23 protein-coding genes are annotated in these 24,218 nt (G+C 66.0%); 9 read left to right on the top strand and 14 right to left on the bottom strand.

Annotation, left to right across the window (positions count from 1 at the left end):
• Window positions 1-191: 191 nt before the first annotated feature.
• From GGR03_RS07585 to GGR03_RS07555, 7 genes are all read right to left on the bottom strand, one after another.
• On the bottom strand, window positions 192-1,355 hold the full coding sequence (locus tag GGR03_RS07585; RefSeq protein ID WP_246367630.1) for a D-alanyl-D-alanine carboxypeptidase family protein: 1,164 nt from the start codon (window positions 1,353-1,355) through the stop codon (window positions 192-194).
• Between the two features lie 219 nt (window positions 1,356-1,574).
• Window positions 1,575-3,398, bottom strand: coding sequence for an ABC-F family ATP-binding cassette domain-containing protein (locus tag GGR03_RS07580; RefSeq protein WP_183206915.1), 1,824 nt, complete (start codon window positions 3,396-3,398; stop codon window positions 1,575-1,577).
• A gap of 43 nt (window positions 3,399-3,441) precedes the next feature.
• The gene (locus tag GGR03_RS07575) at window positions 3,442-5,223 is read right to left on the bottom strand and encodes a B12-binding domain-containing radical SAM protein (protein WP_183206914.1); all 1,782 of its coding nucleotides are present in this window, start codon (window positions 5,221-5,223) and stop codon (window positions 3,442-3,444) included.
• A gap of 142 nt (window positions 5,224-5,365) precedes the next feature.
• Entirely contained in the window at window positions 5,366-8,542 is a 3,177-nt protein-coding gene (locus GGR03_RS07570) for an efflux RND transporter permease subunit (protein ID WP_183206913.1), read from the bottom strand.
• Window positions 8,539-9,876, bottom strand: a complete 1,338-nt coding sequence (locus GGR03_RS07565) for an efflux RND transporter periplasmic adaptor subunit (protein ID WP_183206912.1) — start codon at window positions 9,874-9,876, stop codon at window positions 8,539-8,541. The genes GGR03_RS07570 and GGR03_RS07565 overlap by 4 nt, the downstream gene beginning before the upstream one ends.
• Before the next feature lie 217 nt (window positions 9,877-10,093).
• Window positions 10,094-11,647: a PRC-barrel domain-containing protein gene (locus GGR03_RS07560; protein WP_183206911.1), complete on the bottom strand. Its 1,554-nt coding sequence runs from the start codon at window positions 11,645-11,647 to the stop codon at window positions 10,094-10,096.
• 179 nt (window positions 11,648-11,826) lie between these two features.
• Window positions 11,827-11,991: a DUF1328 domain-containing protein gene (locus GGR03_RS07555; RefSeq protein WP_183206910.1), complete on the bottom strand. Its 165-nt coding sequence runs from the start codon at window positions 11,989-11,991 to the stop codon at window positions 11,827-11,829.
• A 209-nt stretch (window positions 11,992-12,200) separates the two neighbouring features.
• Here GGR03_RS07555 and GGR03_RS07550 point away from each other — a divergent pair, with 209 nt between their 5' ends.
• A complete protein-coding gene (locus tag GGR03_RS07550; RefSeq protein ID WP_183206909.1) occupies window positions 12,201-13,148 on the top strand; it encodes a diacylglycerol/lipid kinase family protein in 948 nt (315 codons plus the stop codon).
• Between the two features lie 24 nt (window positions 13,149-13,172).
• On the opposite strand, the gene GGR03_RS07545 is transcribed toward GGR03_RS07550, so the two are convergent.
• The 6 genes from GGR03_RS07545 to GGR03_RS07520 all read right to left on the bottom strand — a co-directional run bounded on the left by GGR03_RS07545 (window position 13,173) and on the right by GGR03_RS07520 (window position 15,635).
• On the bottom strand, window positions 13,173-13,535 hold the full coding sequence (locus tag GGR03_RS07545; protein WP_183206908.1) for a hypothetical protein: 363 nt from the start codon (window positions 13,533-13,535) through the stop codon (window positions 13,173-13,175).
• 70 nt (window positions 13,536-13,605) lie between these two features.
• A complete protein-coding gene (locus tag GGR03_RS07540) occupies window positions 13,606-13,851 on the bottom strand; it encodes a hypothetical protein (protein ID WP_183206907.1) in 246 nt (81 codons plus the stop codon).
• A gap of 77 nt (window positions 13,852-13,928) precedes the next feature.
• Window positions 13,929-14,372, bottom strand: a complete 444-nt coding sequence (locus tag GGR03_RS07535; RefSeq protein ID WP_183206906.1) for a hypothetical protein — start codon at window positions 14,370-14,372, stop codon at window positions 13,929-13,931.
• 2 nt (window positions 14,373-14,374) lie between these two features.
• Entirely contained in the window at window positions 14,375-14,731 is a 357-nt protein-coding gene (locus GGR03_RS07530) for an ElaB/YgaM/YqjD family protein (protein WP_183206905.1), read from the bottom strand.
• A gap of 125 nt (window positions 14,732-14,856) precedes the next feature.
• Window positions 14,857-15,408: a sigma-70 family RNA polymerase sigma factor gene (locus GGR03_RS07525; protein WP_183206904.1), complete on the bottom strand. Its 552-nt coding sequence runs from the start codon at window positions 15,406-15,408 to the stop codon at window positions 14,857-14,859.
• 8 nt (window positions 15,409-15,416) lie between these two features.
• Window positions 15,417-15,635 carry a NepR family anti-sigma factor gene (locus GGR03_RS07520; protein WP_246367629.1) on the bottom strand — a complete coding sequence of 73 codons (219 nt, stop codon included), beginning with the start codon at window positions 15,633-15,635 and terminating at the stop codon, window positions 15,417-15,419.
• Between the two features lie 276 nt (window positions 15,636-15,911).
• On the opposite strand from GGR03_RS07520, the gene GGR03_RS07515 reads away from it, so the two are divergent.
• From GGR03_RS07515 to GGR03_RS07495, 5 genes are all read left to right on the top strand, one after another.
• The gene (locus tag GGR03_RS07515) at window positions 15,912-16,706 is read left to right on the top strand and encodes a response regulator (protein WP_163042406.1); all 795 of its coding nucleotides are present in this window, start codon (window positions 15,912-15,914) and stop codon (window positions 16,704-16,706) included.
• Window positions 16,707-17,008: 302 nt separating this feature from the next.
• Window positions 17,009-17,950 carry a sensor histidine kinase gene (locus tag GGR03_RS07510; RefSeq protein WP_246367628.1) on the top strand — a complete coding sequence of 314 codons (942 nt, stop codon included), beginning with the start codon at window positions 17,009-17,011 and terminating at the stop codon, window positions 17,948-17,950.
• A gap of 129 nt (window positions 17,951-18,079) precedes the next feature.
• On the top strand, window positions 18,080-18,370 hold the full coding sequence (locus GGR03_RS07505) for a hypothetical protein (protein WP_183206902.1): 291 nt from the start codon (window positions 18,080-18,082) through the stop codon (window positions 18,368-18,370).
• Window positions 18,371-18,470: 100 nt separating this feature from the next.
• The gene (locus GGR03_RS07500) at window positions 18,471-18,737 is read left to right on the top strand and encodes a glycine zipper domain-containing protein (protein WP_246367627.1); all 267 of its coding nucleotides are present in this window, start codon (window positions 18,471-18,473) and stop codon (window positions 18,735-18,737) included.
• Window positions 18,738-18,849: 112 nt separating this feature from the next.
• Window positions 18,850-19,188, top strand: coding sequence for a hypothetical protein (locus GGR03_RS07495; RefSeq protein ID WP_183206901.1), 339 nt, complete (start codon window positions 18,850-18,852; stop codon window positions 19,186-19,188).
• On the opposite strand, the gene GGR03_RS07490 is transcribed toward GGR03_RS07495, so the two are convergent.
• Entirely contained in the window at window positions 19,185-19,988 is an 804-nt protein-coding gene (locus tag GGR03_RS07490; protein WP_183206900.1) for a HugZ family pyridoxamine 5'-phosphate oxidase, read from the bottom strand. The two genes, GGR03_RS07495 and GGR03_RS07490, sit on opposite strands and share 4 nt — an antisense overlap.
• 143 nt (window positions 19,989-20,131) lie before the next feature.
• Here GGR03_RS07490 and apbC point away from each other — a divergent pair, with 143 nt between their 5' ends.
• From apbC to GGR03_RS07475, 3 genes are all read left to right on the top strand, one after another.
• Window positions 20,132-21,316, top strand: coding sequence for an iron-sulfur cluster carrier protein ApbC (gene apbC, locus GGR03_RS07485; RefSeq protein WP_246367626.1), 1,185 nt, complete (start codon window positions 20,132-20,134; stop codon window positions 21,314-21,316).
• A gap of 98 nt (window positions 21,317-21,414) precedes the next feature.
• Window positions 21,415-23,010, top strand: a complete 1,596-nt coding sequence (locus tag GGR03_RS07480) for an ABC transporter substrate-binding protein (RefSeq protein WP_183206898.1) — start codon at window positions 21,415-21,417, stop codon at window positions 23,008-23,010.
• Window positions 23,011-23,138: 128 nt separating this feature from the next.
• Window positions 23,139-24,146 (top strand): ABC transporter permease subunit, encoded by a 1,008-nt coding sequence (locus tag GGR03_RS07475; protein ID WP_183206897.1) that lies wholly within the window; start codon window positions 23,139-23,141, stop codon window positions 24,144-24,146.
• The last annotated feature ends 72 nt before the right edge of the window (window positions 24,147-24,218 follow it).

The raw sequence follows: 24,218 nt of genomic DNA, 5'->3' as shown, positions 1-24,218 counted from the left end.
TTCGCGCTGGCGGACGGATCGACGGGCCGTGTCGAAATGCGGGCACCTTCGCCGAAGGCAAAGGGCCGATCCGATTGCGCTGGCAAAGATCCCGACGAAGCTGGTGTCAGGAGACAAGCAGGCGCTGCGCTGTCACGGCGTTACAGTTGTGCATATCGGCTGTTTGCTGCGCTGCGTCAAGGCGTAATCGCCTAGCGCCAGGTGAGGTTCTCGCTGATTGCCTCGCGAATCCGCTGCAAGATGCCTGCCTGCTCCACCGCCTGGGCCGCATGCAGCGGCACCTCGCGCAGCGTCTCCTCGCCGCGTGCGAAGCGGATCCAGCCGAGCCGCTGGCCGGCGGCGACGGGTGCTTCCACCGGACCGTTGTCGACCACCGTCCGCTCGACGCCGGCCAGGCTGCCGCGTGGCACAAGCAGGCGAAGCTCGCCCTCGGCGGTCATCGGAACGCTCGTCGCCACCCCGCCGCGCACGACGGCTTCGCCGACGGTCTCGCCGGCCTGAAGCAGCACCACTTCCTCGAAGTCCTGCAGGCCGTATTCCATCAGGCGCCTGGCCTCGCGGGCGCGCTCGTCGGCGCTCTGCATGCCGCTGATGGCGAGGATGATGCGCCGTCCGTCGCGCTCGGCGGACGCGACGAGGCCGTAGCCGGCCTCGGACGTATGGCCGGTCTTCAGCCCGTCAGCGCCGAGTGCCAGCAGCGGGTTGCGGCTGCGCTGGGTGATGTCGTTGAAGGTGAAGCTCTCCTCGCTGAACAGCGGATATTCCTCGGGGAAGGTCCTAATCAGGAAGTCGGCCAGTGTTGCGAGGTCGCGGACGGTGACATGCTGGTCCGGATCCGGCAGGCCGTGCGGGTTGGCGAAATGCGACCCGGTCAGGCCGATCGTCTCGCCCAACGCGTTCATCTTCGTCGCGAAGGCCTCGACCGATCCCGCAATCCCCTCGGCGGCAACGATGGTGGCGTCGTTGCCCGACTGGATGATGATCCCCTTGATGAGATCGTCGACGCTGACCTCGGAATTCAGCGGCAGGAACATGGTGGAGCCGCCGGAGGCAGCCCCGCCGGTGCGCCAGGCATATTCGGAGACCATGTAGCGGTCGTCGCGGGAGATCGTGCCGGCGCTCAACTCGGAGAAGATCACCGCGACGGTCATCAGCTTGACGAGGCTCGCCGGGGCAATGGTCCGGTCGGCCTCCTTCTCGAACAGGATCCGGTCGGTGCCGAAATCGACCAGGATGGCGGTCGGGGCGGTGGTCTCGAACGCGGCAGCGAGCGTGCTGCCGGCAATGACCAGGGCCAGCGCGGCGACGAGGCGGAGCGCCGCGCGCTGCATCGCCGGCATCAGCGTCGCCGCCATGCCGCGCGTCCTCCCGCACCGGCCCTGCAGGCTGACTCGCTCTTCGGCTCTGACGTGCATGCGAACTCTTTCCGCCTCGCGGCGAACGGCGATGCGCATCGCCGTCGACCGAAACCTGTCCCTGGTGTCAACCTGAACGAGAGGCGGCGTTGGGGTCAACGGGAAACCGGCCCGGACACGAAGCTGTGGCCTCCCAACGATTCAAGCGGGGCCGGCGGTTCAGCCCTCCGCCTCGGCCCGGATCATCTCGAGTTCCAGCCAGTCGTCCTCGGCCTTGGCAAGAGCCGTCCGCTCACGGGTCAGTTCGGCGGCCAGCGCCTGGAAGCGCTTGGGGTCGCGGGCGAACAGCGCCGGATCGGCCATCGCCGTCTCGGCCTTGCGGATCGCCTTTTCCAGCCGGGCGATCTCCTTGGGCAGGCTCTCCAATGCGAATTTCTGCTTGAAGGTGAGCTTGCTGCTGGTCGATGTCGTCGCGGTGCCGTGGCTGGAAGATGCCGTCCCGGTACTGCTCCGCTTGTTGCCGCGGTCGCGGCCTCCGCCAGCCTTCGCCGCGCCGCGGCGCTGCGATGCCATGTCGGAGTAGCCGCCGGCATATTCGAGCCACTGACCGTCGCTGTCGGGCGTGATGACGCTGGTGACGGTCCGGTCGAGGAAGTCGCGATCGTGCGATACCAGGAGCACTGTGCCGGGATAGTTGGCGATCAGCTCCTCCAAGAGGTCCAGCGTCTCCATGTCGAGATCGTTGGTCGGCTCGTCGAGGACGAGGAGGTTCGCCGGCGTCGCCAGCGTCTTGGCGAGCAGCAGCCGCGCGCGCTCGCCGCCCGAAAGATTGCCGACCGGCGTGCGGATCTGCTCCGGCGAGAACAGGAATTCCTTGAGGTAGCCGATGACATGGCGCGCCTCGCCATTGACCATCACCTGGTCGCCGCGCCTGTCGGTCAGGGAGTCGGCAAGCGACAGCGTGTCGTTCAGCGCCGCCCGCTTCTGGTCGAGGAAGGCGAGGTCGAGATTGGTGCCCATCCGGATCCGGCCGGAATCGGGCTTCAGCTCGCCGATCAGCATCTTCAGCAGCGTCGTCTTGCCGGCGCCGTTCGGCCCCACCAGCCCGACCCGGTCGCCGCGGGCAATGCGGATCGAGAAGTCCTTGACGAGAACCCGGCCGTCATAGGCCTTGGAAATGCCTTCCGCCTCCACGACCAGCTTGCCGCTCTCGCGGGTCTCGCCCGCCTGCATCGCCACCTGGCCGACGGCGCGGCGGGTGTCGCGGCGATCCTGGCGCAGCGTGTGCAGGGCTTCGAGACGGCGCTGGTTGCGGGTGCGCCGCGCGGTGACGCCGTAGCGCAGCCAGTGCTCCTCGCGGACGATCTTGCGGTCGAGCTTCTGCAGGTCGCGCTCTTCCTCCTCCAGCGTCTTGTCGCGCCAGGCCTCGAAGCTGCCGAAGCCCTGGTCGAGCCGGCGCGCGGTGCCGCGGTCGAGCCAGACCGTGGCGCGGGTGACGTTCTCGAGGAAGCGGCGGTCATGACTGATCACCACGATGGCGCTCTTGATCTGGCGAAGCTCGCCTTCGAGCCACTCGATGGTGGGCAGGTCGAGATGGTTGGTCGGCTCGTCGAGCAGGATCACGTCCGGCTCGGGCGCCAGCGTGCGGGCCAGCGCCGCGCGGCGGGCCTCGCCGCCGGAGAGGTTCACCGGGCGCATGTCCGGCGAGAGCCCCAGCGCGTCGAGGCACATCGTGACGCGATGCGGGTCGTCGGATGGGCCGAGGCCCGAGGTCACATATGCTTCGACGGTCTCGAAGTCGCCGAAATCCGGCTCCTGCGGCAGGTAGCGCAGCGTCGTGCCGGGCTTCAGGAAGACCTCGCCGCCATCGGCCTCGACCTGGCCGGCGGCGATCTTCAGGAGCGTCGACTTGCCGGAACCGTTGCGGCCGACCAGCGCGATGCGGTCGCCCGGCAGGACGTTGAGTTCGACGCCGGTGAGCAGCGGCGTGCCGCCGAAGGTCAGTCGGACGCCATCGAGGCGGAGCAGAGGAGGAGGAGCCATCGCCGGCTTCTAGCGGGGATGCGGCACGGGCGAAAGGCCCGCTTCAGGCGGCGCGCCCGGCGCCGGTCAGCCGCGCGACCTTTTTCATGTGCGTCACGCTCGCCTGGCCCCCGGTGGTCTTGGTGAAAAGCTCGAGCGAGGCGTCGCCCTCCTCGTCCACCGGCGTGAGGGCGCGGTCCATGTAGCGGCGCGTCGCCGGGTCCCGGGCAATCCACAGCGCCGTCGCCGTCAGCCGGACGATCGTGCCGGCGAGGCGCAGGTGCTTGATCACCGTCTGCCCGGCGAAGCGCGGCCAAAATACCAGTGCATGCTCCCGCGGCATTTCCGGCCGGCGCTCGGACGGGTGCTTGAGGCGCAGCAGGCCGCCCTGCAGCGGATGGACGTTCTCCAGCGGGACCGTCGTCGCGAACGACACCAGCACCTTCACCAGGCTTGCCACCGGCACGCCCGTCGCGACGGCGCGGCGGATGAGCGTGCGCATGTGCCGCGGCGTGTAATAGAGTGCCCAGGCCTCGCGATAGATCGCCTCCCACTCGTCCTTGGACATCTTCGGGTGCGCGGCACAGACATGCTCGACGTCGTAGATGTTGAGGTCGAGATCCATCGCCTCGCCCTTGCGCCAGAGCGTCTGGTGGTCCTCCGAACCCGGCAGCGGCGTCAAAACGAAGAACTCGATGATGTCGAGCGGCAGTTCTTCCTGGATGATCGCGATGTCGCGCCTGATCGTCTCGGGCGTGTCGGCCGGAAAGCCGAGGATGTAGCCGGCCAGCGTGATGATGCCCTGTGCCTTCCAGGCGAGCAGCATCTTGCGGTACTCGGTGATCTTGTTCTGGCGCTTCTTGGCGGCGGCGAGATTGTCCGGATTGACGTTCTCCAGCCCGATGAAGACGCGGGTGACACCGGCGCGCTTGGCCTTTTCGACGAAGTTCTCGATCTTGTGGCAGAGCGTGTCGACTTGGATCATCAGGCCGAGCGGGATGCCGTCCTTCTCGCGCAACTCGATGAGGCGATCGAAGATCGGCTCCCATTCCTTGTTGCGGGCGAAATTGTCGTCGGTGATGAAGAATTTGTGGATGCCCTGCGCCCAGTTGAGCCGCACCAGCTGCTCGACGTCGTCGGCGGTGCGGAAGCGCGACTTGCGGCCTTGGACATTGATGATGGTGCAGAACGAGCACTGATAGGGGCAACCGCGGCCGGCATCGAAGCTGGAGCTGAGACCGAGCGTCTGCGAGACGTACTGCTTCGGCAGGAAGGGCGGCGGTGCGCCCTCGATGCTGGGCAGGTCGTTCATGAAGTCGTAGAGCGGGGCCAGCTGCCCCGCCGCCGCATCCCGCAGGACCGCGTCGAGCCGGCCCTCCGCCTCGCCGGCGAACATCGCGATGCCCATCTCGCGGCAGGCGTCGAGCTCGACGGCCTGCCCGTCCAGCATCGACAGGCAGCCGGAGACGTGGAACCCGCCGATGGCGACGGGAAATCCCGCCGTGCGGAACGGCCGGGCGATGTCCAGCGCACGGGGATACTGGTTCGACTGGACACCGACGAGCGCCACCAGCCCGAACCCGCCTTGGCGCTGGAGCTTCTCGCACAGCGCCTCGACATCGACCCGCGTGTTGGTCTCGTCGATCACCGTGATGTCGATGGCAATGCCGGGTCCAAGAGCCTCGCGTTCGGCGCAATCGAGGGCGATGCCGTAGAGGGCGGCGAGCGAGTTGGAGGGGATCATCGCCCGCCACCAGCGGATGACGTAGCCGTCGTCGTCGTAGTGCGACGGCTTGATCAGGATGAGCTGGAAGCGACGGCCTTCCCGGACGGGGATGCTGGACATCATAGGCCTCGCACGGGCGCCATCCGGATCACGGGGCTGCAGCATAGCATGGTGCCTTGCAGCCGTCCCGGCAATTGCACGGCGGCGCAAAAAAGCCCCAGGCCGCGGTCTCCTGACTCCCGGCGAGGCTTATCCGTGCCTGTCAGGCTCCCTGCGGGCTCGCGCCGTCCTCGATGCGACGACGATCGGCTTCCTGCCGTTCCGCTGTCGCGATGTCGCGCTGGAGCTGAGCCGTCTTGTCGGCATTCGGGGTCGAGAAGCGGCCGAGGATCAGATAGGCAACCGGCGTCACGTAGAGGGTCGACAGCGTCGCGAGGCCCAGCCCGCCGACGATGACGTAACCCAGCGCGATGCGTGCCTCGGCGCCGGCGCCGGAGGCGAATACCAGCGGCAGGCCGCCGACGACGGTCGCGATCATCGTCATCATCACCGGGCGCAGGCGGATCAGCGAGGACTGCTCGATAGCTTCTCGTACGCTCAGCCCTTCCTCGCGGAGCTGGTTGGCGAACTCGACGATCAGGATGCCGTTCTTCGCCATGATGCCGACCAGCAGCACCAGTCCGATCTGGCTGTAGAGGTTGAGGCTCATGCCGAAGAAGCTCAGCGCGAAGATCGCACAGGCAACGCCCAGCGGCACGGTGGCGATGATGATGAAGGACGAGACGAAGCTCTCGAACTGCGCAGCGAGCACGAGGATGATGATCACGATGGCAAAGGCGAAGACCAGCGCCATGCCGCTGTTGGTCTCGTCGATCGTGGCCGCCTCGGCCAGCGGGATCAGCCGCTGGTTGTCCGGCAGGATGTCTGCGGCGAAAGCCTGGAGGTCCAGCCAGCCGGACTGGATCGAATAGCCGTCCGGCAGCTGTGCCGACAGCGCCACCGCCCGCGCACGATCCTCTCGGGTGAGCGTCGGGGCGATGGGTCGTTCCTCGACCGTCGCCACCGTCGACATCGGCACAATGCGGCCGTCGCTGGCCTTGACGAAGATGTTGCGCATGTCGCCCGGATCATTCACCGGATCGCTGGTGGAGATCAGCTTGATCGGCACTTCCTTATCCTCGACATAGGTCTGGCCGATCTCGCGGCCGTCGAGCAACGCCTGCATCGCGGTCGCGAGGCCGTCGATGTCGATGCCGAGATCGGAGGCCCGGGCCCGGTCGATCAGCACCGAGAGCTGCGCCTGGGTGGCGTTCTCCGACAGGCGCACGTTCCCCCACCGCCCGTCGGCCTGCATCGCCTCGAGCAGCGTCTCGGCCGTCGTGGCCAGTTCCTCGAAATTCTGGCCGGCGACGGCGAACTGCAAGCCGCGGCCGCCGCCGCGGATGCCCAGCGAATTGGGCTGGATGGCGAAGGCCCGGACACCGGCGATCTGCTGGACCTTGCCGTTGATCTCCGCGACGATTTCCTGCTGGGTCCGCTCCCGCTCGGCCCAGTCGGCTAGGGTCACGACCAGGAAGGCGGAATTGGCCGACCCGCGGCCGGAAATCGCAAAGACGTTCGTCGCCTCGCCGCTGTCGACGTACGGCAGCACGACGTCCTCGATACGACGCAGCTGGCCGTTGGTGTAGTCGAGGCTCGCGCCCTGCGGCGCGTCGATGCTCATCAGGACGACGGCGCGATCCTCGGTCGGCGTCAGCTCCTGCGGCATCGAGAGGAAGGTTACGTAGGCGAGGAAGGAGAACAGCCCGGCTATGACGACGATCAGCAGCGGGAAGGCGAGACAGAACCGCAGCGTGATCGCGTAGAAGCCGGCCAGCCGGCTGCCGATCCATCGCATGCCGTTCTGGAAGAAGCCGGGCGCCCGTTCGTCCTCGCGCGCCTTCAGGAAATGCGCGGCGAGCATCGGGCAGAGGGTGAGGGCGATGAAGGAGGAGATGACCACCGCGATCGCCAGCACGAAGCCGAATTCGCGGAACAGCCCGCCCGCCTGGCCCGGCAGGAAGGAGATCGGCACGAACACGGCGGCGAGCGTCGCGGTCGTGGAGATGACGGCGAAGAACACCTCGCGCGTTCCGAGCACGGCAGCCGCCTTGGGCTTCGCGCCCATGTCGCGGCGACGCACGATGTTCTCCAGCACGATGATGGCGTCGTCGACGACCATGCCGGTCGCCAGCACGAGCGCCAGCAGCGTCAGGATGTTGATGGAGAACCCGACGAGATAGATGAAGGCCATGACGCCGATCAGGGCGATCGGCATGGTCACTGCCGGGATGATCGTCGCCCTGACGTTGAGCAGGAAAAGGAAGATCACGAAGACGACGATGACGACGGCAAGGCCGAGGGCGATCTCGACCTCGTGGATGGCGCCGTCGATGAAGGTGGCATCGTCGCTGGTGACGCGGATCGTCACGCCGTCCGGCAGCGTGCGGTTGAGGTTCTCGACCTCGGCGCGGACGCCTTCGGAGATGTCGAGCGTCGAGGAGCCGGCCTGGCGGACGACGCCGAGACCGACGCCGGTCTGGCCGTTGACCCGCTGCTGCGAGGCCGCATCGTCCGGCCCGAAGCGCACGGCGGCGACGTCGCGCAACCTTGTCCGCTCGTCGAGGAAGATGGCCTCGAATTCGGCAGGGGAGGAGACGTTGGCGTCGGCCCGGACGATCAGGTCCTGTGTCGGTGACGCCAGCGAGCCGGCCGGCACGTCCATCGCCGCATTCTGCAACGCGGTCGACACGTCGCCGAGGGTCAAGCCGCGGGTCGCCAGCTTGTCGGGGTCGATATCGACATAGATCAGCCGCTCGCGGTCGCCGTAGACCTGCAGGTCGGCGACGCCTTCGACGGCGGCGAGCTGGTCCGCGATGCGGTCGTCGACAAGGGTCGTCAGATCCTCGATCGGCATGCCGGGCGCGGTGATCGCCAGGCGCATGATCGCGTCGGCATCGGCGTCGGCCTTGACGATGCGCGGCTCGTCCGCACCCTCGGGCAGGACGTCGGAGATGCGGCTGACGGCGTCGCGCACGTCGCTGGCGGCGACGTTCAGATCGGTGGAGTCGGTGAATTCGATGGTCGTGCGGCTGTCGCCGAAGCGTGATCGCGACGAAACCGAGGAAATGCCCGAAACCCGCGCGACGGCGCTCTCGATCTGGCTGGTGATCTGGCGGTCGACGGTTTCCGGCGAGGCGCCGTCGAAGGTGACGGAGACGCTGATGACCGGGCGGTCGACATTCGGCAGTTCGCGAATCTCGATCGCGCTGAAGGCGGCGAGGCCGGCGACCACGATCAGGAGATTGATGACGATGGTCAGCACCGGTCGCCTGATGAACAGGCTGGTGAAGGCGGTGATACCGTCGGGCCTGGAATTGGGCGGCGCCGGCGTGGTCATCGGGTCGTCGTCCTTGCGCTGCCGCTTGGGCCGGTTCCGGGCCCAGGCAGCTGCGCGGCTGCGGCCCGGTCGAGAGGGGCGGGGGCAGGCGTCGCGGATTCTTCTCCGAGCGGCGTCTCGAGCGCGACCCCCTCGGCAGGCGAGGTCTCTTCCGCCGCGGCAGGCACCGGCCGCACCCGCTGGATTTCCACGGGGCCTCCCTCGCGTACCGTCTGCAGCCCCTCGACCACCACGAGGTCGCCTTCCTTCAGCGTGTCCGAGGCGACGAGGATGCGGTCGATATTGCGCTCGACGATGCGGACCGGCGCCTTCGCGGCCTTTTCGTCGACGATCTTCCAGACGATCGGTCCGTTGCGTTCCCAGACGACCGCCAGCGGATCGACGGAGAGGAACGTCTCGCCATCCAGCTCCAGCGACACGGAGAACGACATGCCGGGCCGGAGCTGGTCCTCCGTGTTCTCGATCATCGCCTCCGTGCGCAGCGTCCGGCTTGCCTCGTCGAGACGGCTGTCGATGGCGACAATCCGCCCTTCGTGGATACGGTTCGGCCGGGCAGTGGATACGGCCTGCAACGGCGCGCCGATCTCCAGGTCCTGCACGAAGCTCTCCGGTGTGAAAAACACCACCTTGAGCTGGCTGCGGTCGTCGATGGTCGCGATCACGGTATCGTTGCCGACGAGATCGCCTTGGTCGGCGCTGACGATGCCGACGCGGCCGGCGATCGGTGCGCGGATATCACGCTTGCCGAGAGCGATCTCCGCCGCCTGCAGGTCGAGACGCGCATTGTCGCGCTCGCGCGCCACGTCCGTGACTTCGACCGCGGTGATGGTGTTGGAATTCTGGAGGCGCTGGAAACGGCGGAGCTTGTCTTCGGCCGCCTCGACGCCGAGTTGGGCGCGCGCCACCGCGACTTCCTCGTTCGCCCGCTCGAGGCGTGCGAGGATCGATCCTGCCTCGACCCGGTCGCCGGACTGGACTTGCACCTCTTCGATGATGCCGGTCGTGTTGTCGGGATAGACCACGACCGATCGCGCGGCCTCGCCCGTGCCGATGGAGCGCATCGCGGTTCGGGTCACCCCGGTCGCGACCGTATCGGCGACGACGATGGTGGCGCCGCCGCTACCGCGGCGCGGGTTGCCGACGGTACCCTCGGCCGTCGCCGCTGGCGGCTCGCCGGCTTCCGGCGCCACGAAGAGGATGGCGGTGCGCACGAAGCCAGGAGCCATCTCGGAATCGAGTACGGCCCGCCCGGCGCTCGGGTCCCATTTGATATAGGCCGCCGCAGCGACGATCAGGACGAGGAAGGTGACAAGCACCTGCTTCAGGATGGCCATGGACACCTTGTTCGTTGCGTCGGCATTTTGCGGTGCGGGAACCGCGCCTCTTCTGCAAGATAGCGGATATTCGGGCGAGAATGCCGTTCTTAGATTACGAAGTGTAACCCTGCCTTGCCTGGAGATCACAAGCGCGGCATCGACGGGAAGCGTAGAACCAGGAAAACGAAAAAGGGCCCGCCGAAGCGAGCCCTTTTCCTCGACGAAGAGTCGAAGCTTAGTTAGCCGTTGCCGGCTGGCCGGCGGTGCCGCCCGACTGGATCCGCATCGTTTCGCGGTTGTCGGCGTAGCTGTCCGCGTCATACTCGGGAGCCGCCTCGAGCTGCTCCTGGGTGAACTGCGTATAGAGATACAGCGACCCACCGGCGTCCTGCATGAACTGGAGGTTGTCCATGGCGACCGCGACCGGCTTGGCGCCGATCCCGAGGAAGCCACCGACATCGACGATGACCGCGTCGACCTGACCCTCGGGGCTCAGCGCGATGTCGGCGATGTCGCCCACGGTCTCCTCGTTCGGACCGTAAACCGATGCGCCGAGGAGGTTGTCGGCCGTCAGCTCCGACTGGTCGGTCACCGCGGTCATGCCTTCACGCTCGCCACCGGTCGAAGCCGTGGTGGTCGTGTCGGCGGCGCCGGTGGCGGCGCCCGTTGCAGCAGCGGTGCCGGTCGTTGCGGCGGTGCCGGCTGGAGCCTGCGTCATCTCGGTACCTGCGCCAGCGACGCTACCGCCCGGTGCGACGACTTCGGTCTGGGCCGGATCGGTCGCGGTCATCTGGTTGGCCGTGCCCGTTGCTGCTCCGGTGGTTGCCGCCGGCTCGCCGGCCGCCATGGTGGCGTTGTCGTCGGCGACCTCGAAGGACGGGGCCTGCTCGAGCTGCTCGCGGGTCATGGCCGTCGCGACGACAAGGTCGTTGTCATCGTCGCGGGTCATCTGGAGCTGGTCGAAGGGGACAGCGACGTCCTTTTCGCCGATGCCGAGGAAGCCGCCGACGCCGATGACGGCCGCTTCAACTCGGCCATCCGAGGCCATGACGAGGTCGCTGATCGTGCCGATCTCTTCGGCATCGTCGCCAGCGCCGCTGCGCACTTCGGCGCTCATCAGGTTATCCGCCAGGAACTGGTCGGCGCCGACCTGCGAGGGATACTCGCCGTCCGTCGCTGCTGCCGTCTCCGTAGTGGCGGCGGCCGGCGGGGTGGCGGCCGTCTGCTCCGTGCCGGCAACTGGCGCGGAGGCCGTACCGGTGGCCGGGGCGCCGTCGACAGCCACGGTACCGGCCGCAGCAGCCTGGTCTTCGGGCTCGACGAATTCCGGTGCCTGGGCAAGCTGCTCGACACCGACATTCAGCACGGCGCGGGGCTCGTTGTTCTCGCCGACCGACCAGGTGATCTGGTCGAACGGGATCGCCACGGTGCGGCTCTCGCCACTGGCGGAGGTTTCGACCACGGCTGCGACGACATTGCCGTCATTGCCGACCAGGAAGTTCTCGATCTCACCGATGCTCTCGGCATCGGCTGCGGCGTTCTGGTAGATCGCCATATCGATCAGGTCGGAGGCAAGATGCTGCTCTTCCGTCAGCGACTGCATATGGTCGCCCTGCGCCATTCCAGCGTGCTCGCCGGCAGCAGGCGCGGTCGCCGCTGCATCGGAGTCGATGGTCACAGCGGCATCCGGTGCGACAGGGGTGGTGTTGGCAGGAGCTGCGTCCTGGGCATATGCCGAGGTCGCGAGAATTCCGGCTAGGGCCGTGGTGGCGAAAAGCTTGCGCATCATGAAAAACATCCTTGTCTATTCTTGGGATAGACGCGGTCACGATCACGAAATGCTAACTTAGCTCTCGTGATCGTGACGCCTATGGGGATAGAACCGCCCAAAGACCTTTCGGTTCCCCGAAACCGATCTTTCTTGGGCCGCCCCCTGCCTTCCCCGGATGACCTTCCAGCGCCGACGGATCAGGCGAAGACCAGCACGCCGAAGATCAGCATCAGCAGCAGGCCGATCAGCACAATGAAGATGAGCACCTTGGCTATGCCTGCCGAAACTCCGGCTACGCCGCGGAATCCGAGAAGGCTCGCTATCGCGGCCACGATCAGCAAAATGACGATCCATTCGATCATGTCGTGCTCCAGTTTACGGCCGCGCGCCTGCGTGACCTTGCGGCGAGAACGGAGACGCCACGGCAACGGTTCCATTTGGCAACCATTGCCGCGACGGCATTGCGCGGACTGGCGCTTCGGCGATAAGCGGTTATGTGCAGCGGCGGCAGCGTGGCGCGACTGTCTCGTCCGGAAGATCCTCGACCACATCTCGCCGACTGGGGACGTACATGAAGATTCTCGCGCTGCTCAACCAGGATGGCGGCACGCTGAAGACGCTGGATCTGGATTGGCTGGCGGCGCTGATCCGTGACGAGTTCCAGGTTCACGGTCACGAAATCACGGTGGAGCGGTGCAAGGGCAAGGCCATCGTCGACACGATCCGCAGCGCATCCGAGCGCACGGACATCGATGTGCTGATGGTCGGTGGCGGGGATGGGACGGTCTCAGCGGCCGCCATGGCGCTGACCGGCAAGAGCATCGCTCTGGCGATCCTGCCGGCGGGAACGATGAACCTGTTCGCCCGCACGCTTCAGATACCGCTCGATCTGACCGAGGCGATCGCCGCGCTGGCGTCGGGACAGGTGCTGGCCGTGGACGTCGGCACGGTCAACGGAGAGCCGTTCGTCCACCAGTTCGCGGTGGGCCTGCATGCGCGCATGGTGCGGATGCGTGAAGGCCTCACCTACCGCTCGCGCATCGGCAAGATCATCGCGTCGAGCCGCGCGGTCTTCCTGGCGCTGAAGCAATTGCCTTCGGTAGAACTCGTCATCGAGATCGACGGTGCCCAGCAGCGCATCTCCAGCCCTGCCGTCGCCATCTCGAACAATCTTTACGGGGAGGGCCACGTACCTTACGCGGACGATCCGAGAGGCGGCGTCCTCGGCGTCTACATCTGCCGGGTGAAGGCGCCGCGCGCCGTCATGAAACTGACGTTCGACATCCTGCGGGGGTCATGGCGGCAGAACCCGCATCTGGAGGTCCTGACGGCGCACAAGGTCGCGTTCGAATACAATGGCCGGCATCATGACAAGAGGGCAGTCCGCGACGGGGAACTCACCCGGCTGGAACCCAGTATGTTGGTGGAGATCAAGCCACAGGCGCTCAACGTGCTGGTGCCGGCGGAAGCCAGTTACCTCGTGCCGGCTTCCGAACCGACTGTGGCCCTTGCGAAATAGCCCGACAGCCGCGCAGGCAGAGTGCTAGCGGGAAGACCCGTTTTCATCCTCTGGCGCACCCGTGGGACCTTCAGGATCCAGGTCCGTCTCATCGACGGCGGAATAGGTGTGGCCGCCGTCGGCAAGCAGGTTCAGCGCTTCGCTGATCTGCAGACCCAACGGATTGAAATCCTCGCCCTCATCTACCGGCTCCCGGTAGCCGACGCGCCGGGACAATTCCTCCAGCCGCGCCTGCTTTTCCTCGATCAGCATGTCGGGGCTGTTGATGATGTCCTCGATTTCGGCCTCCGTGACCGGCTGGCTGACGCCGGACATATCCGCGTCGCCGGTTACGTTGGTGCCTCCGGCGGTCGCCCGGTCGCCTCCGCCGTTGCCTGCATTCGACATGGGAACCTCCGTCTCGGCTAATGGGGCAAAGAAAAAGGCAGCCGTCGCTTCGATCGGCTGCCTTTATGGCCTACTGCGCGGTCGTGTCCTCGCCCGGCGTGACGTTCGTGCCGGTCGGCTCGGCATTGTCGACAGGTGCCGTCGTGGTCGACTCGCCCTCCACAGCCATGTCGGCATCCGGGAGCACCCAGCCATAGATGCCGAGACCGATGAAAATTACTGCGCAGAGCGCCAGTGCGACGAGCAGTATCCGAAGGACCGGCGTCCCCTTTTCACCCTGACGAGCGTCCTGGGGGTTGAGTTTGGGCTCTGGCATTATTTTCTGTCCTGAAAAAGAGAGATCGTTTCAATTGATGCTCTAACGCACCGTTGAAACGGTAACGGGCGAGATGCCTATCGGATGCGTTCCCGATACGTGGTGACCGCCCGCCAGATCGCGAAACCGGTCGCGCCGACGACCGGGAGCAGCAGCAGTTTCTTGTTGCGGCGGACTGACCGCAGCAGAAGCGGCGCGTTGGTGAGGGCGGCGACGCCTGCGATCGAGGCGATGTCGCTCTGCAGGCGGTCGTCGGCCCGGCGTGTCGGCGTGCGCTGGACCATGACCGTCATGATCCAGACCCCCAGGAAGAGCACGAAAAAGAACGCGGCAAATCCCAAGGCCGTCGCCAGGCTGCCGAAGTGGTCGGCGAGGAAGATGAAGAGCGACCCGAGGAGGAAAGCCAGCGTGATGACGCCCAGGAGCGCCATGGCGGAGTAGAGGCCGGCGAGCCGACGCATCCGCACGAGGTAGGTGCCAGCTTCGCCCGTGATAAGCCTGGTGATCAGCTGCAGCACCATGTTCAGCGGCGGAACAGACGTGCGTAGAGGTAGCCTGCGGCGGCAGCGATCAGCACGCTCTTGATCGGTTCGGCGCGAACCTTCTCGCTGAGCTGCTCTTCGAGATCGGACGCAGCATCCTGCGCCTGGCGCATGTAGCGTTCGCCGCGCTCGCGCACGTCGTCACGGAGGGCAAAAGCCTGCTGGCGAGCGCCATCGGCCCGATGCGAAGCCTCCGCCTTCAGGGCCTCGGCGAGGCCGCTGACATCCTCGCGCAGCCGAGCCAGCTCCGCCTCGATGTCGTGCTTGCCTTCGTGCGACCCCTGACCGCTCGACTTGCCTGCCATCTTGACGTCGTTTGAACTGATATCGGAAGCCATGGAGCACCCCACTTAGCGAAGACTGAGAAACTGGCGGGACAGGAAATCGCCCGATCCGCCACCGGTGTTGATTGAAACTATTTCGCGACCGAGCGGTTCCCGCCCGGTCGCGGATTGTTGGGGGATCAGGCTGCCGGAGCGACGCCGATAATCTGCGAGGAGATCGAGTCGGGTCCGTACTCGCCGTCGCCCTCGATTCCGAGGATCTCGGCGATCCGGGTGCGCGCACGCGACACGCGGCTCTTGATCGTGCCGACCGCGCATTTGCAGATCTCGGCGGCTTCCTCGTACGAGAAGCCCGACGCGCCGATGAGGATCAGCGCCTCGCGCTGGTCATCCGGCAGCATGTCGAGCGCCTTGCGGAAATCCTGCAGGTCGAGATGCCCCTGCTGCTCCGGATGGCCTGCAAGCTGCATCGCGTGAATGCCGTCGACGTCTTGTACCTCACGGCCCTTCTTGCGCATCTGCGTGTAGAACTCGTTGCGCAGGATGGTGAAGAGCCAGGCCTTCAGGTTCGTGCCCGGCTGGAAGGTGTGCTGCTTGTCCCAAGCCTTGACGAGCGTCTCCTGCACCAGGTCGTCGGCCCGGTCGAACGATCCGGACAGAGAGGCGGCAAAGGCTCGCAGGTTGGGAATGATCGCGATCAGTTCCCGGCGGAAATCTTGCTGTTCGCTCATCAATGAACCTATTTGCGGTCCGCATTCTTCGATGCCGATTCCGCCGCGTCCAGCGCGTCGAGAAGCGACAGGAAGCGGTCCGGAACGGGTTCGCTGGCGACGTCATCGTAATAGGCTTTGAGGCGCTTACCTATCGCGGTCTGCACGCCGAACTGGGGAGTGGGCGTCGGAGATCGCTGATGCTGCTTTTCCTGAAACATTGGATCCTTCGTGTCGCGATCATCCATACGTGGTCTCGACTTGTCTTTGTCTCTTGCCACCGGCAGGTGCCACGCCACGCTCCGGCGTCGCACGACGACAGTTACATAAAATCATTGCTGCGCTTCTCAAGCCTACCCCTCCAGAATGTCTCCCTCGACCCAAAGAGCTGTCACAGGAGCATCCGAAAGCGTGAACATCCGTCACGGTCCAAAGTTCCCAATAAGGATGAGGAACTTTTCCGGCGCCGGGGCATTCAGCACCCATTCGTGCCTTATCCTTAGGTCGACACGAGGGGAGTTTTCATGTCGATGTCATCCCGCATAGCGCCTCACATTCCATATCTCCGGCGCTATTCCCGGGCCCTCAGCGGTTCGCAGGCCAGCGGCGACGCCTATGTCGCGGCGGTTCTGGAAACGCTGATTGCTGATCCTAGCCTGTTTCCCGACGATCAAACCCCGCGCATCTCGCTGTACAAGCTGTTCTCGTCGCTTTGGCAGTCGGTCGAGGTGAACATCCGCGAGGATGCCCCGACCTCGGCCTGGGAAGAGAAGGCCTCGCGCAATCTGCGCGCCATCTCCCCGCTGCCCCGTCAGGCGTTCCTGCTGGTCGCGGTTGAGGGCTTCACCACCGACGAAGCGGCGTTGATCCTGGGCCTCGGCGACGCCGAGTTCTCCCGCCTGATCGATCAGGCGAGCTCGGATATCGGCCGTCAGGTCTCCACCGACATCATGATCATCGAGGACGAGCCGCTGATCGCGATGGACATCGAGCAGATGGTGGAAAGCCTCGGGCACACCGTCACCGGCGTCGCGCGGACCCACAAGGAAGCGCTCGCCCTGTTCGACAAGCAGAAGCCGGGCATGGTGCTGGCGGACATCCAGCTGGCGGATGGCAGCTCGGGCATCGATGCGGTCAACGACATTCTCGCCAAGGTGTCGGTGCCGGTGATCTTCATCACCGCGTTCCCGGAGCGTCTGCTGACGGGTGAACGGCCGGAGCCGACCTTCCTCGTCACCAAGCCCTTCAATCCGGACATGGTGAAGGCGCTGATCAGTCAGGCGCTGTTCTTCGAGTCAGACAGGAAGGCCGCGGCCTAGGCCGCGGTCGACGTGCCGGCTATGGCAAGCCCCAACGAACTTCGGATCGGGCGGGCAGGCGATAGTCGGCCTCGTGCTGTCACAGGCCGGGCTTGCCCGGTCGGCATGCACTTTCATTTCACGCGCCGGCGCGTGTTCTCCGCCTGTCCGGTTGGACAGGATCCGCTACGGCGGCGAGAAGCATTATACGCCGTTGCTCATCGTCGGGTTCGGTCTGCTTCGAGCCCGGATAGCGCAGTGCATTTTTCGAGCGTCGGCTGATGTTGGCAGACAAGGTCATGCGAGCGATAGGCAACACGGAGATGTCCGTGTTCGCCCAGGATCGCGATCTGCGTTACTGCTGGGTGTCGAACGCCGGCGATTCCTGGCTTGCCGGCGCAGGCGAGGGCAAGAGCGACGGCGATATCCTTTCCGTCCCGGCCGCCGAGCGTGCCACCGCCATGAAGCGGGAAGTGCTGCGCAGCTTGCGTCCGGCCCGTTTCGAGTTGTCCCTGGCCGCCGGACCCTCCTTACGATGGTACGACGTTCGCATCGACGTCGACCGGGATCGGGATGGGGAGGTTTGCGGGATCATCGGGACCTCCTTCGAAATCACCGAGCAGAAGCGTCGCGAGGAGACGCTCAAGACGCTGCTCCGGGAACTGTCGCACCGCTCCAAGAATCTCTTGGCAATCATTCAGAGCCTGGCCAGCCAGACCGCGCGTCATTCGGTCACCGTCCCGGAATTCCTGGTGCGCTTCCGAGGGCGCATCCAGTCTCTGTCCTACTCGCAGGACATCGTCACCGATGCCGACTGGCGGGGTGCCGACCTGATGAGCCTCGTGACCATGCAGGTCGAACGTTACGCACCCGACGGCATGGATCAGATCGAGGTCGAGGCGCCCGACGTCTATCTGTCGCCGACGGCTTCGCTGCATGTAGGGCTCGCTCTCCACGAACTGGCGGTCAATGCCGCCTCCTACGGGGCGCTGTCCGTGCCCGGCGGGCAGGTGTCGATCACCGCCAACTTCCAGAAGACGGGCGAGGGCGAAAGCCTGTTGCTGATCTGGCAGGAGCGAAACGGGCCCAGGGTGCGTGCGGAACGCGATGCCCGGTTCGGAACCTCCACGCTCGAACGGATCGTGCCGAACGCGGTCGGCGGAGAGGCCGAACTCGATTATCTGCCGGGCGGCATCCGCTACACGCTGACCATTCCCGACGCCCAGTACGAGATCATCTCGCGCACCTCGGTCGAGTCCGCCTGAGCTTTCTCCGTCGCTTTCGGATGCACTCCGGAGCCATTTCCGATCTGTCACACGTTCGTGACGTTCCTTGCAGATTGCCCCGGAACGAATCTCTCGACCGGTCATTTATTGACCAAAGGAGAGGTTTTCATGGAACACGTTGCTGCTTTCATGTTGCTTGTCGGCTGCTCGAGCGACGCCACGCTGTGTAAGGAAATCCCGGTCCCCGTGCCGGCGTACGAGACGCTGGCGGAATGTCAGAACGACCTGCCGCTGCAGATCCGGTTGAGCGGCTCGACGGACCGCCGCGTCCTCGGGGCCTGCAAGGCCGTGGACGAGGAAGTCTTCGAGCAATCGGCCTCGATCGACTGGGCAGTCAGCCGGTCCGGCCAGCTGCTGATCACGTTCGACGCCGAACCGCAGATCGTTGCCGCCCGCTGAGCGCACTTTCCCGCGTGACGGAACGAATGTCATCTTCTATCGTTTCGAACCGGGACGACGAGTTTTTAGTGAGAGGTTGGGAATGATCAGGAAGCTTTCATTGGCGGCAGTTGCCGCGCTGACGCTGGCGGCGTCAGGCTGCACGACGGAAGATCGCTACACGGCAGGCGGCGCCGGCATCGGCGGTCTTGGCGGCGCGGCCATCGGCGCCGGCATCACCGGTGATGCACGCGGCGCGCTCATCGGCGGCGCCATCGGCGCAGGCACCGGCGCGGTCGTCGGCAACGTCGTCGGTCGTTCGCAGGAGCGTCCGGGATATTGCCGCTATTCCGACGGCAACATCTACCGCTGCCCGGCGGGCTACTGATCGGCTCGGCCGATCTCCGCACGATAACGATTACTGGAGGGCCGTCGGGGCAAGATCCCGGCGGCCTTTTTAGTGCTCGAGCTTTGCCGCGGAGAAACGGCGGAGCTACAAGATGCGGCTGCACGGAAAGCGGGGACCCATGGAAGTGCCAAGCGATCTTTCTCAAGCGAAATTCCGGCGGCGTAGCCGTCGTGCGCTGGGCGCCGTGCTCGTCTGCAGCGCGTTCCTGTCGGGCTGTTCCGGTGCCGGATTGCCCCCCGTCTTCGGGGCGGTCTTCGGGCTGGAAGGCGCGGAGGTCGCCCCGTTCACCGTAGGCACGGTTCCCGAACCGACTCCGTCTGCAGGCGATCGCGTCCTCGGCCTGGCCGCCAGCAGTCCCGGCCAGTGCATCTATCTGCGCAGCGACAACCGGCGCTTCCGCGCGACCTGCCCGGAAGGCTACAAGCCTTAGGATGCGACGGCACCGCCCTCCGGCGTCCGGGCCGCAGCCAGAAGCGCGACAAATGCCTGCCGGAAGCCGCCGGAGCCGGCCGGGTCGAGCGTAAACGCCACGTGCCGGAGCCGGTCGCCCCGGCCGATCTCGAACCCGGAGCCGTCGATCGTCACGATACGCCAGCCGGCGCCGGCCTCGCCGACACGATTCGCGATCTGGTCCACGGCATCGGCGTGATCGGCGTTCATGTGGTCGCGGGCGCGAATGCCGGCGGCTTCCATCCCCGCGGCCGGGGCGTCGACGAAATCCGTCGGACCCAGCTCGTAGGCGCGGCCGAAACCGCCATTGAGCGCGGCGCCCAGCGGCTGCAGGCGGACGAAGTGGAAGTCGGCGAAGTCGGCGTAGAGCGCCGCCTTGGGGTGGCGCGACAGGAAGCGCTCCCTCAGCGCCGGCCGCTCTGAAGCGTCGGCATCGATCGGCGCGGCCGTTGCGGTGAGCGACAGGCGGGCGTGGGCGAGGGGATCGCCCTTGCCGATTTCACCGACGAGGATCGAACAGCGCGGATCGGCGGCGAGCGCTGCAGCGTGCGCCGTCAGGTTCGAGATCAGTATCACCGGGTTGCCGCAGAAATCGGTAGCGAGGAGCACCCGGCTTGCCGCAGGATGACCGGAGGGGCCGACGACGGCCAGCGCGCCGTGGCGCGCCTCGCGCAGCAGGCGCCGCGCCAGCGCCCGGGCCTGTTCGTCGACCGGCTGGAGCAGCGAAGCCGGTCGCGGTGATCCGGCTGTCTCGGGCGTGTTTTCGGGTACCTCATCCATCCGCTGATCATAGGCCGGTTGCCGGATGAACGGCACCCGTATCCGGACCCTGGCCGGACAATCCGCGCCCCAGCCGTTGGAACTGCCTGGCAGGCGGGTTATCTGCGACGGCAATGGCGACCGCCACAGCATGGAGACAGGCATTGAGCGACGCACAAAAATCCGCGATCCATGAACTGCTGCGAGGGCTCGATGCCCCGGACGGCAAGGGCGACGTCGTCTCCCGTGGCATGGTGTCGGATATCTTCATCGCCGACGGCAAGGCGTTCTTCTCGCTGTCCGTACCGGCGGCGGAAGCCGATCGCTTCGAGCCGTTCTGCCGGGAGATCGAGCGGCGCGTCGTGTCGATCGACGGGATCGCCAGCGCCCTCGTGGCGCTGACCGCCGAGAAGGCGGCGGGCACGCCGTCCCGGTCGCCGCAGCCGGTCCCGCCCCAGCAGCCGGGAAGGCCCGGCCAGGCGATCCGCTCCGGTGCCGCGCCCGCCGGCGGTTCGGGCGCCCCGCGTCCGGCAACGTCCAAGCCGGGCGTTCCCGGCATCGATCGGATCATCGCCGTCGCATCCGGCAAGGGCGGCGTCGGCAAGTCCACCACCGCCGTCAACCTCGCGCTGAGCTTCGCCGCGCTCGGGCTCAAGGTCGGGATTCTCGACGCCGACATCTATGGGCCATCGATCCCGCGCCTGCTCAACCTGAAGGAAAAGCCCCGCTCGGGCGACGGGCGCATGCTGATCCCGCTCGAAGCCTACGGGCTGAAGGCGATGTCGATGGGTTTCCTCGTCGACGAGGAGACGCCGATGATCTGGCGCGGTCCGATGGTTATGTCCGCGCTGACGCAGATGCTCCGGGAGGTCGAATGGGGCACGCTGGATCTGCTCGTCGTCGATATGCCGCCGGGAACCGGCGATGCCCAGCTGACAATGGCCCAGCAGGTGCCGCTGGCCGGCGCCGTCATCGTGTCGACGCCGCAGGATCTCGCGCTGATCGATGCGCGCAAGGGCCTCGCCATGTTCCGGAAGGTCGAGGTGCCGGTGCTCGGCATCGTCGAGAACATGAGCTATTTCATCGCGCCCGATACCGGCGCGCGCTACGACATCTTCGGCCATGGCGGCGCGAAGGCCGAGGCGCAACGCCTGGGTGTGCCGTTCCTGGGCGAGGTGCCGCTGGAGATGGTGATTCGGGAAACGTCGGATGCGGGACGGCCCATCGTCGTCGCTGAACCCGAAAGCCGACACGCCGCGGTCTATCGGGACATCGCCGCGCGGACGCTCGCCGAAATGGACCGGGATGCGGCGGGCGGGGCCAAGGCTCCGGCCATCGTTTTTGAGTAAGTGGTCAAAAATTAAGCTTGCATGGAAAACGCAAAACTTGTCGGATGCGCGCTTCCGGCGGGCGCTGTTGCCCGCCTTGCCTTTTCGGGAGTTCACCCATGAAATTGTTGACCCGGGTCCTCGCCGCCACCGCTCTGACGCTGGCGCTCGGATCCGCTGCTTCGGCCAAGACGCTGGTCTATTGCTCGGAAGGCTCGCCCGAGGGTTTCGACCCTGCGCTGTACACCGCCGGCACCACCTTCGATGCGTCCGGTCACCCGATCTACAACCGCCTGACCGAATTCAAGAAGGGCACGACCGAGGTCGAGCCGGGCCTGGCCGAAAGCTGGGAGATTTCGGAAGACGGGCTGCAGTACACGTTCAAGCTGCGGCCGGGCGTCAAGTTTCATTCCAATGACAGCTTCACGCCGACGCGCGAGATGAACGCCGACGACGTGATCTTCTCCTTCGAACGCCAGGGCAAGACCGACAATCCGTATCACCAGTATGTCGCCGGCGCGTCGTGGGAGTATTACAACTCCATGTCGATGCCGGAGCTCGTGACGTCCGTCGAGAAGGTCGACGACATGACGGTTCGCTTCACGCTGGCCCGCCCGGAAGCCCCGTTCATCGCCAATCTGGCGATGCCGTTCGCCTCGATCCTTTCCAAGGAATATGCCGACCAGCTCGCCGAGAACAACCAGCAGGCGCAGCTGAACCAGGCCCCGATCGGCACCGGACCGTTCGAGTTCGTCGCCTATCAGAGCGACGCCGTGATCCGCTACGCCTCCTTCGACGACTACTGGGGCGGCGTCCAGCCGATCGACGACCTCGTCTTCGCGATCACCACCGACGCGTCGGTGCGCCAGCAGCGCCTGCTCGCCGGCGAATGCCACATCATGTCCTACCCGAATCCCGCCGACCTCGAGAGCCTGCAGAACAACGCGGATCTCACCGTGATGGAGCAGGAAGGCCTGAACATCGGCTTCCTCGCCTACAACACCCAGCAGGCGCCGTTCGACAAGCCGGAAGTGCGCCGCGCGCTCAACATGGCGATCAATAAGCAGGCGATCATCGACGCGGTCTACCAGGGCGCCGGCCAGGTCGCCAAGGCGCCGATCCCGCCGACGATGTGGTCGTACAACGACACGCTGGAAGACGACAAATACGACCCCGAGGCAGCCAAGGCGGCGCTCGAGGAAGCCGGCGTCACCGACCTTTCGATGAAGATCTGGGCGATGCCCGTGTCGCGGCCGTACAACCCGAACGCCCGGCGCATGGCCGAGCTGATCCAGTCGGACTTCGGCGCCATCGGGGTCAATGTCGAGATCGTCACCTACGAATGGGGCGAGTATCTGGAGCGTTCGTCGCAGACCGACCGTGACGGCGCGGTGCTGCTCGGCTGGACCGGCGACAATGGCGATCCGGACAACTTCCTGGCCGTGCTGCTCGGCTGCGATGCGGTTGGCGGCGCCAACCGCGCGCAGTGGTGCAACGAGGAGTTCAATGCCCTCGTGCAGGAAGCCAAGTCCAAGCCGACGCAGGAGGAGCGCGCCGAGCTCTACGAGGAGGCGCAGGTCGTCTTCAAGCGTGAGGCGCCGTGGGCGACGATCGCCCATTCGGTCGTCTACGTGCCGATGCGCTCCAACGTCACCGGCTTCGTCCAGAGCCCGCTCGGCGACATGACCTTTGACGGCGTCGACATCACCGAGTAAGCGGAGCAATCTGTGGAAAAGGGAGAGGGGTGGCGACAGCCGCCCCTCTCTCGTTTAGGGGCCTTGCTCCCCACGCCAACGGCGCCCGGCAACATGTCGCCGCCCGCAAAAACGTGTAGAACGGTTCCATGTTACGTTTTCTCGTCGGTCGTCTCGCCGTTCTGGTGCCCACCTTCATTGGCGTCGCACTGGTAGCCTTTTTCTTCATTCGCCTGCTGCCCGGCGATCCGGTGTTGATCATGGCGGGGGAGCGGGGTCTGACGCCGGAGCGCCACGCCGAACTCTCCGCACTGCTCGGCTACGACCAGCCGATCTACATCCAGTTCTGGAACTTCCTCACCGGGCTCTTCCAGGGCGATTTCGGCCAGTCGATCACGACGCGGCGGCCGGTGCTGGACGAGTTCCTGACGCTGTTCCCGGCGACGCTCGAACTCGCCTTCTGCGCCATCGTCCTTGCCATCGTGCTCGGCATTCCGGCCGGCGTCTTCGCGGCGGTGAAGCGCGGCTCGTGGTTCGACCAGTCGATCATGGGCGCTGCCCTCGTCGGCTATTCGATGCCGATCTTCTGGTGGGGCCTCCTCCTGATCATCTTCTTCTCCGGCGTCCTGCAATGGACCCCGGTTTCGGGGCGCATTTCGCTGCTCTATTATTTCCCCTCAACCACCGGCTTCATGCTGATCGACTCGCTGCGTTCCGGCCAGGCCGGGGCCTTCACCTCGGCGCTGTCGCACCTGATCCTGCCGGCGGTGGTGCTGGCTACCATTCCGCTCGCGGTGATCGCCCGGCAGACCCGATCCGCCATGCTGGAAGTGCTGGGCGAGGATTACGTCCGGACCGCGCGTGCCAAGGGGCTCGGCCAGCGCCGCGTCGTCGGTGTCCACGCGCTGCGCAACGCGCTGATCCCGGTCGTGACGACGATCGGCCTGCAGGTCGGCGTGCTGCTCGCCGGCGCGATCCTGACCGAGACGATCTTCTCCTGGCCGGGCATCGGCAAGTGGATGGTCGACAGCGTCTTCCGCCGCGACTACCCGGTCGTGCAGGGCGGGCTGCTGCTGATCGCCATGATCATCATGTTCGTCAATCTCGTGGTGGATCTCCTCTACGGCGTGATCAATCCCCGCGTCAGGGCACAATAGGAGGCCTTGATGAGCCATATCGAAGCACAGGAAGCCGCCGAGGGCGTCGGCTCCGAAATCCCCGATCGCGAG

The organism is Aurantimonas endophytica (genome assembly GCF_014196845.1).
GTDB lineage: Bacteria > Pseudomonadota > Alphaproteobacteria > Rhizobiales > Rhizobiaceae > Aurantimonas > Aurantimonas endophytica.
Note: the sequence above shows the minus strand (reverse complement) of the source record. Positions and strands in the feature narration are given on the sequence as shown.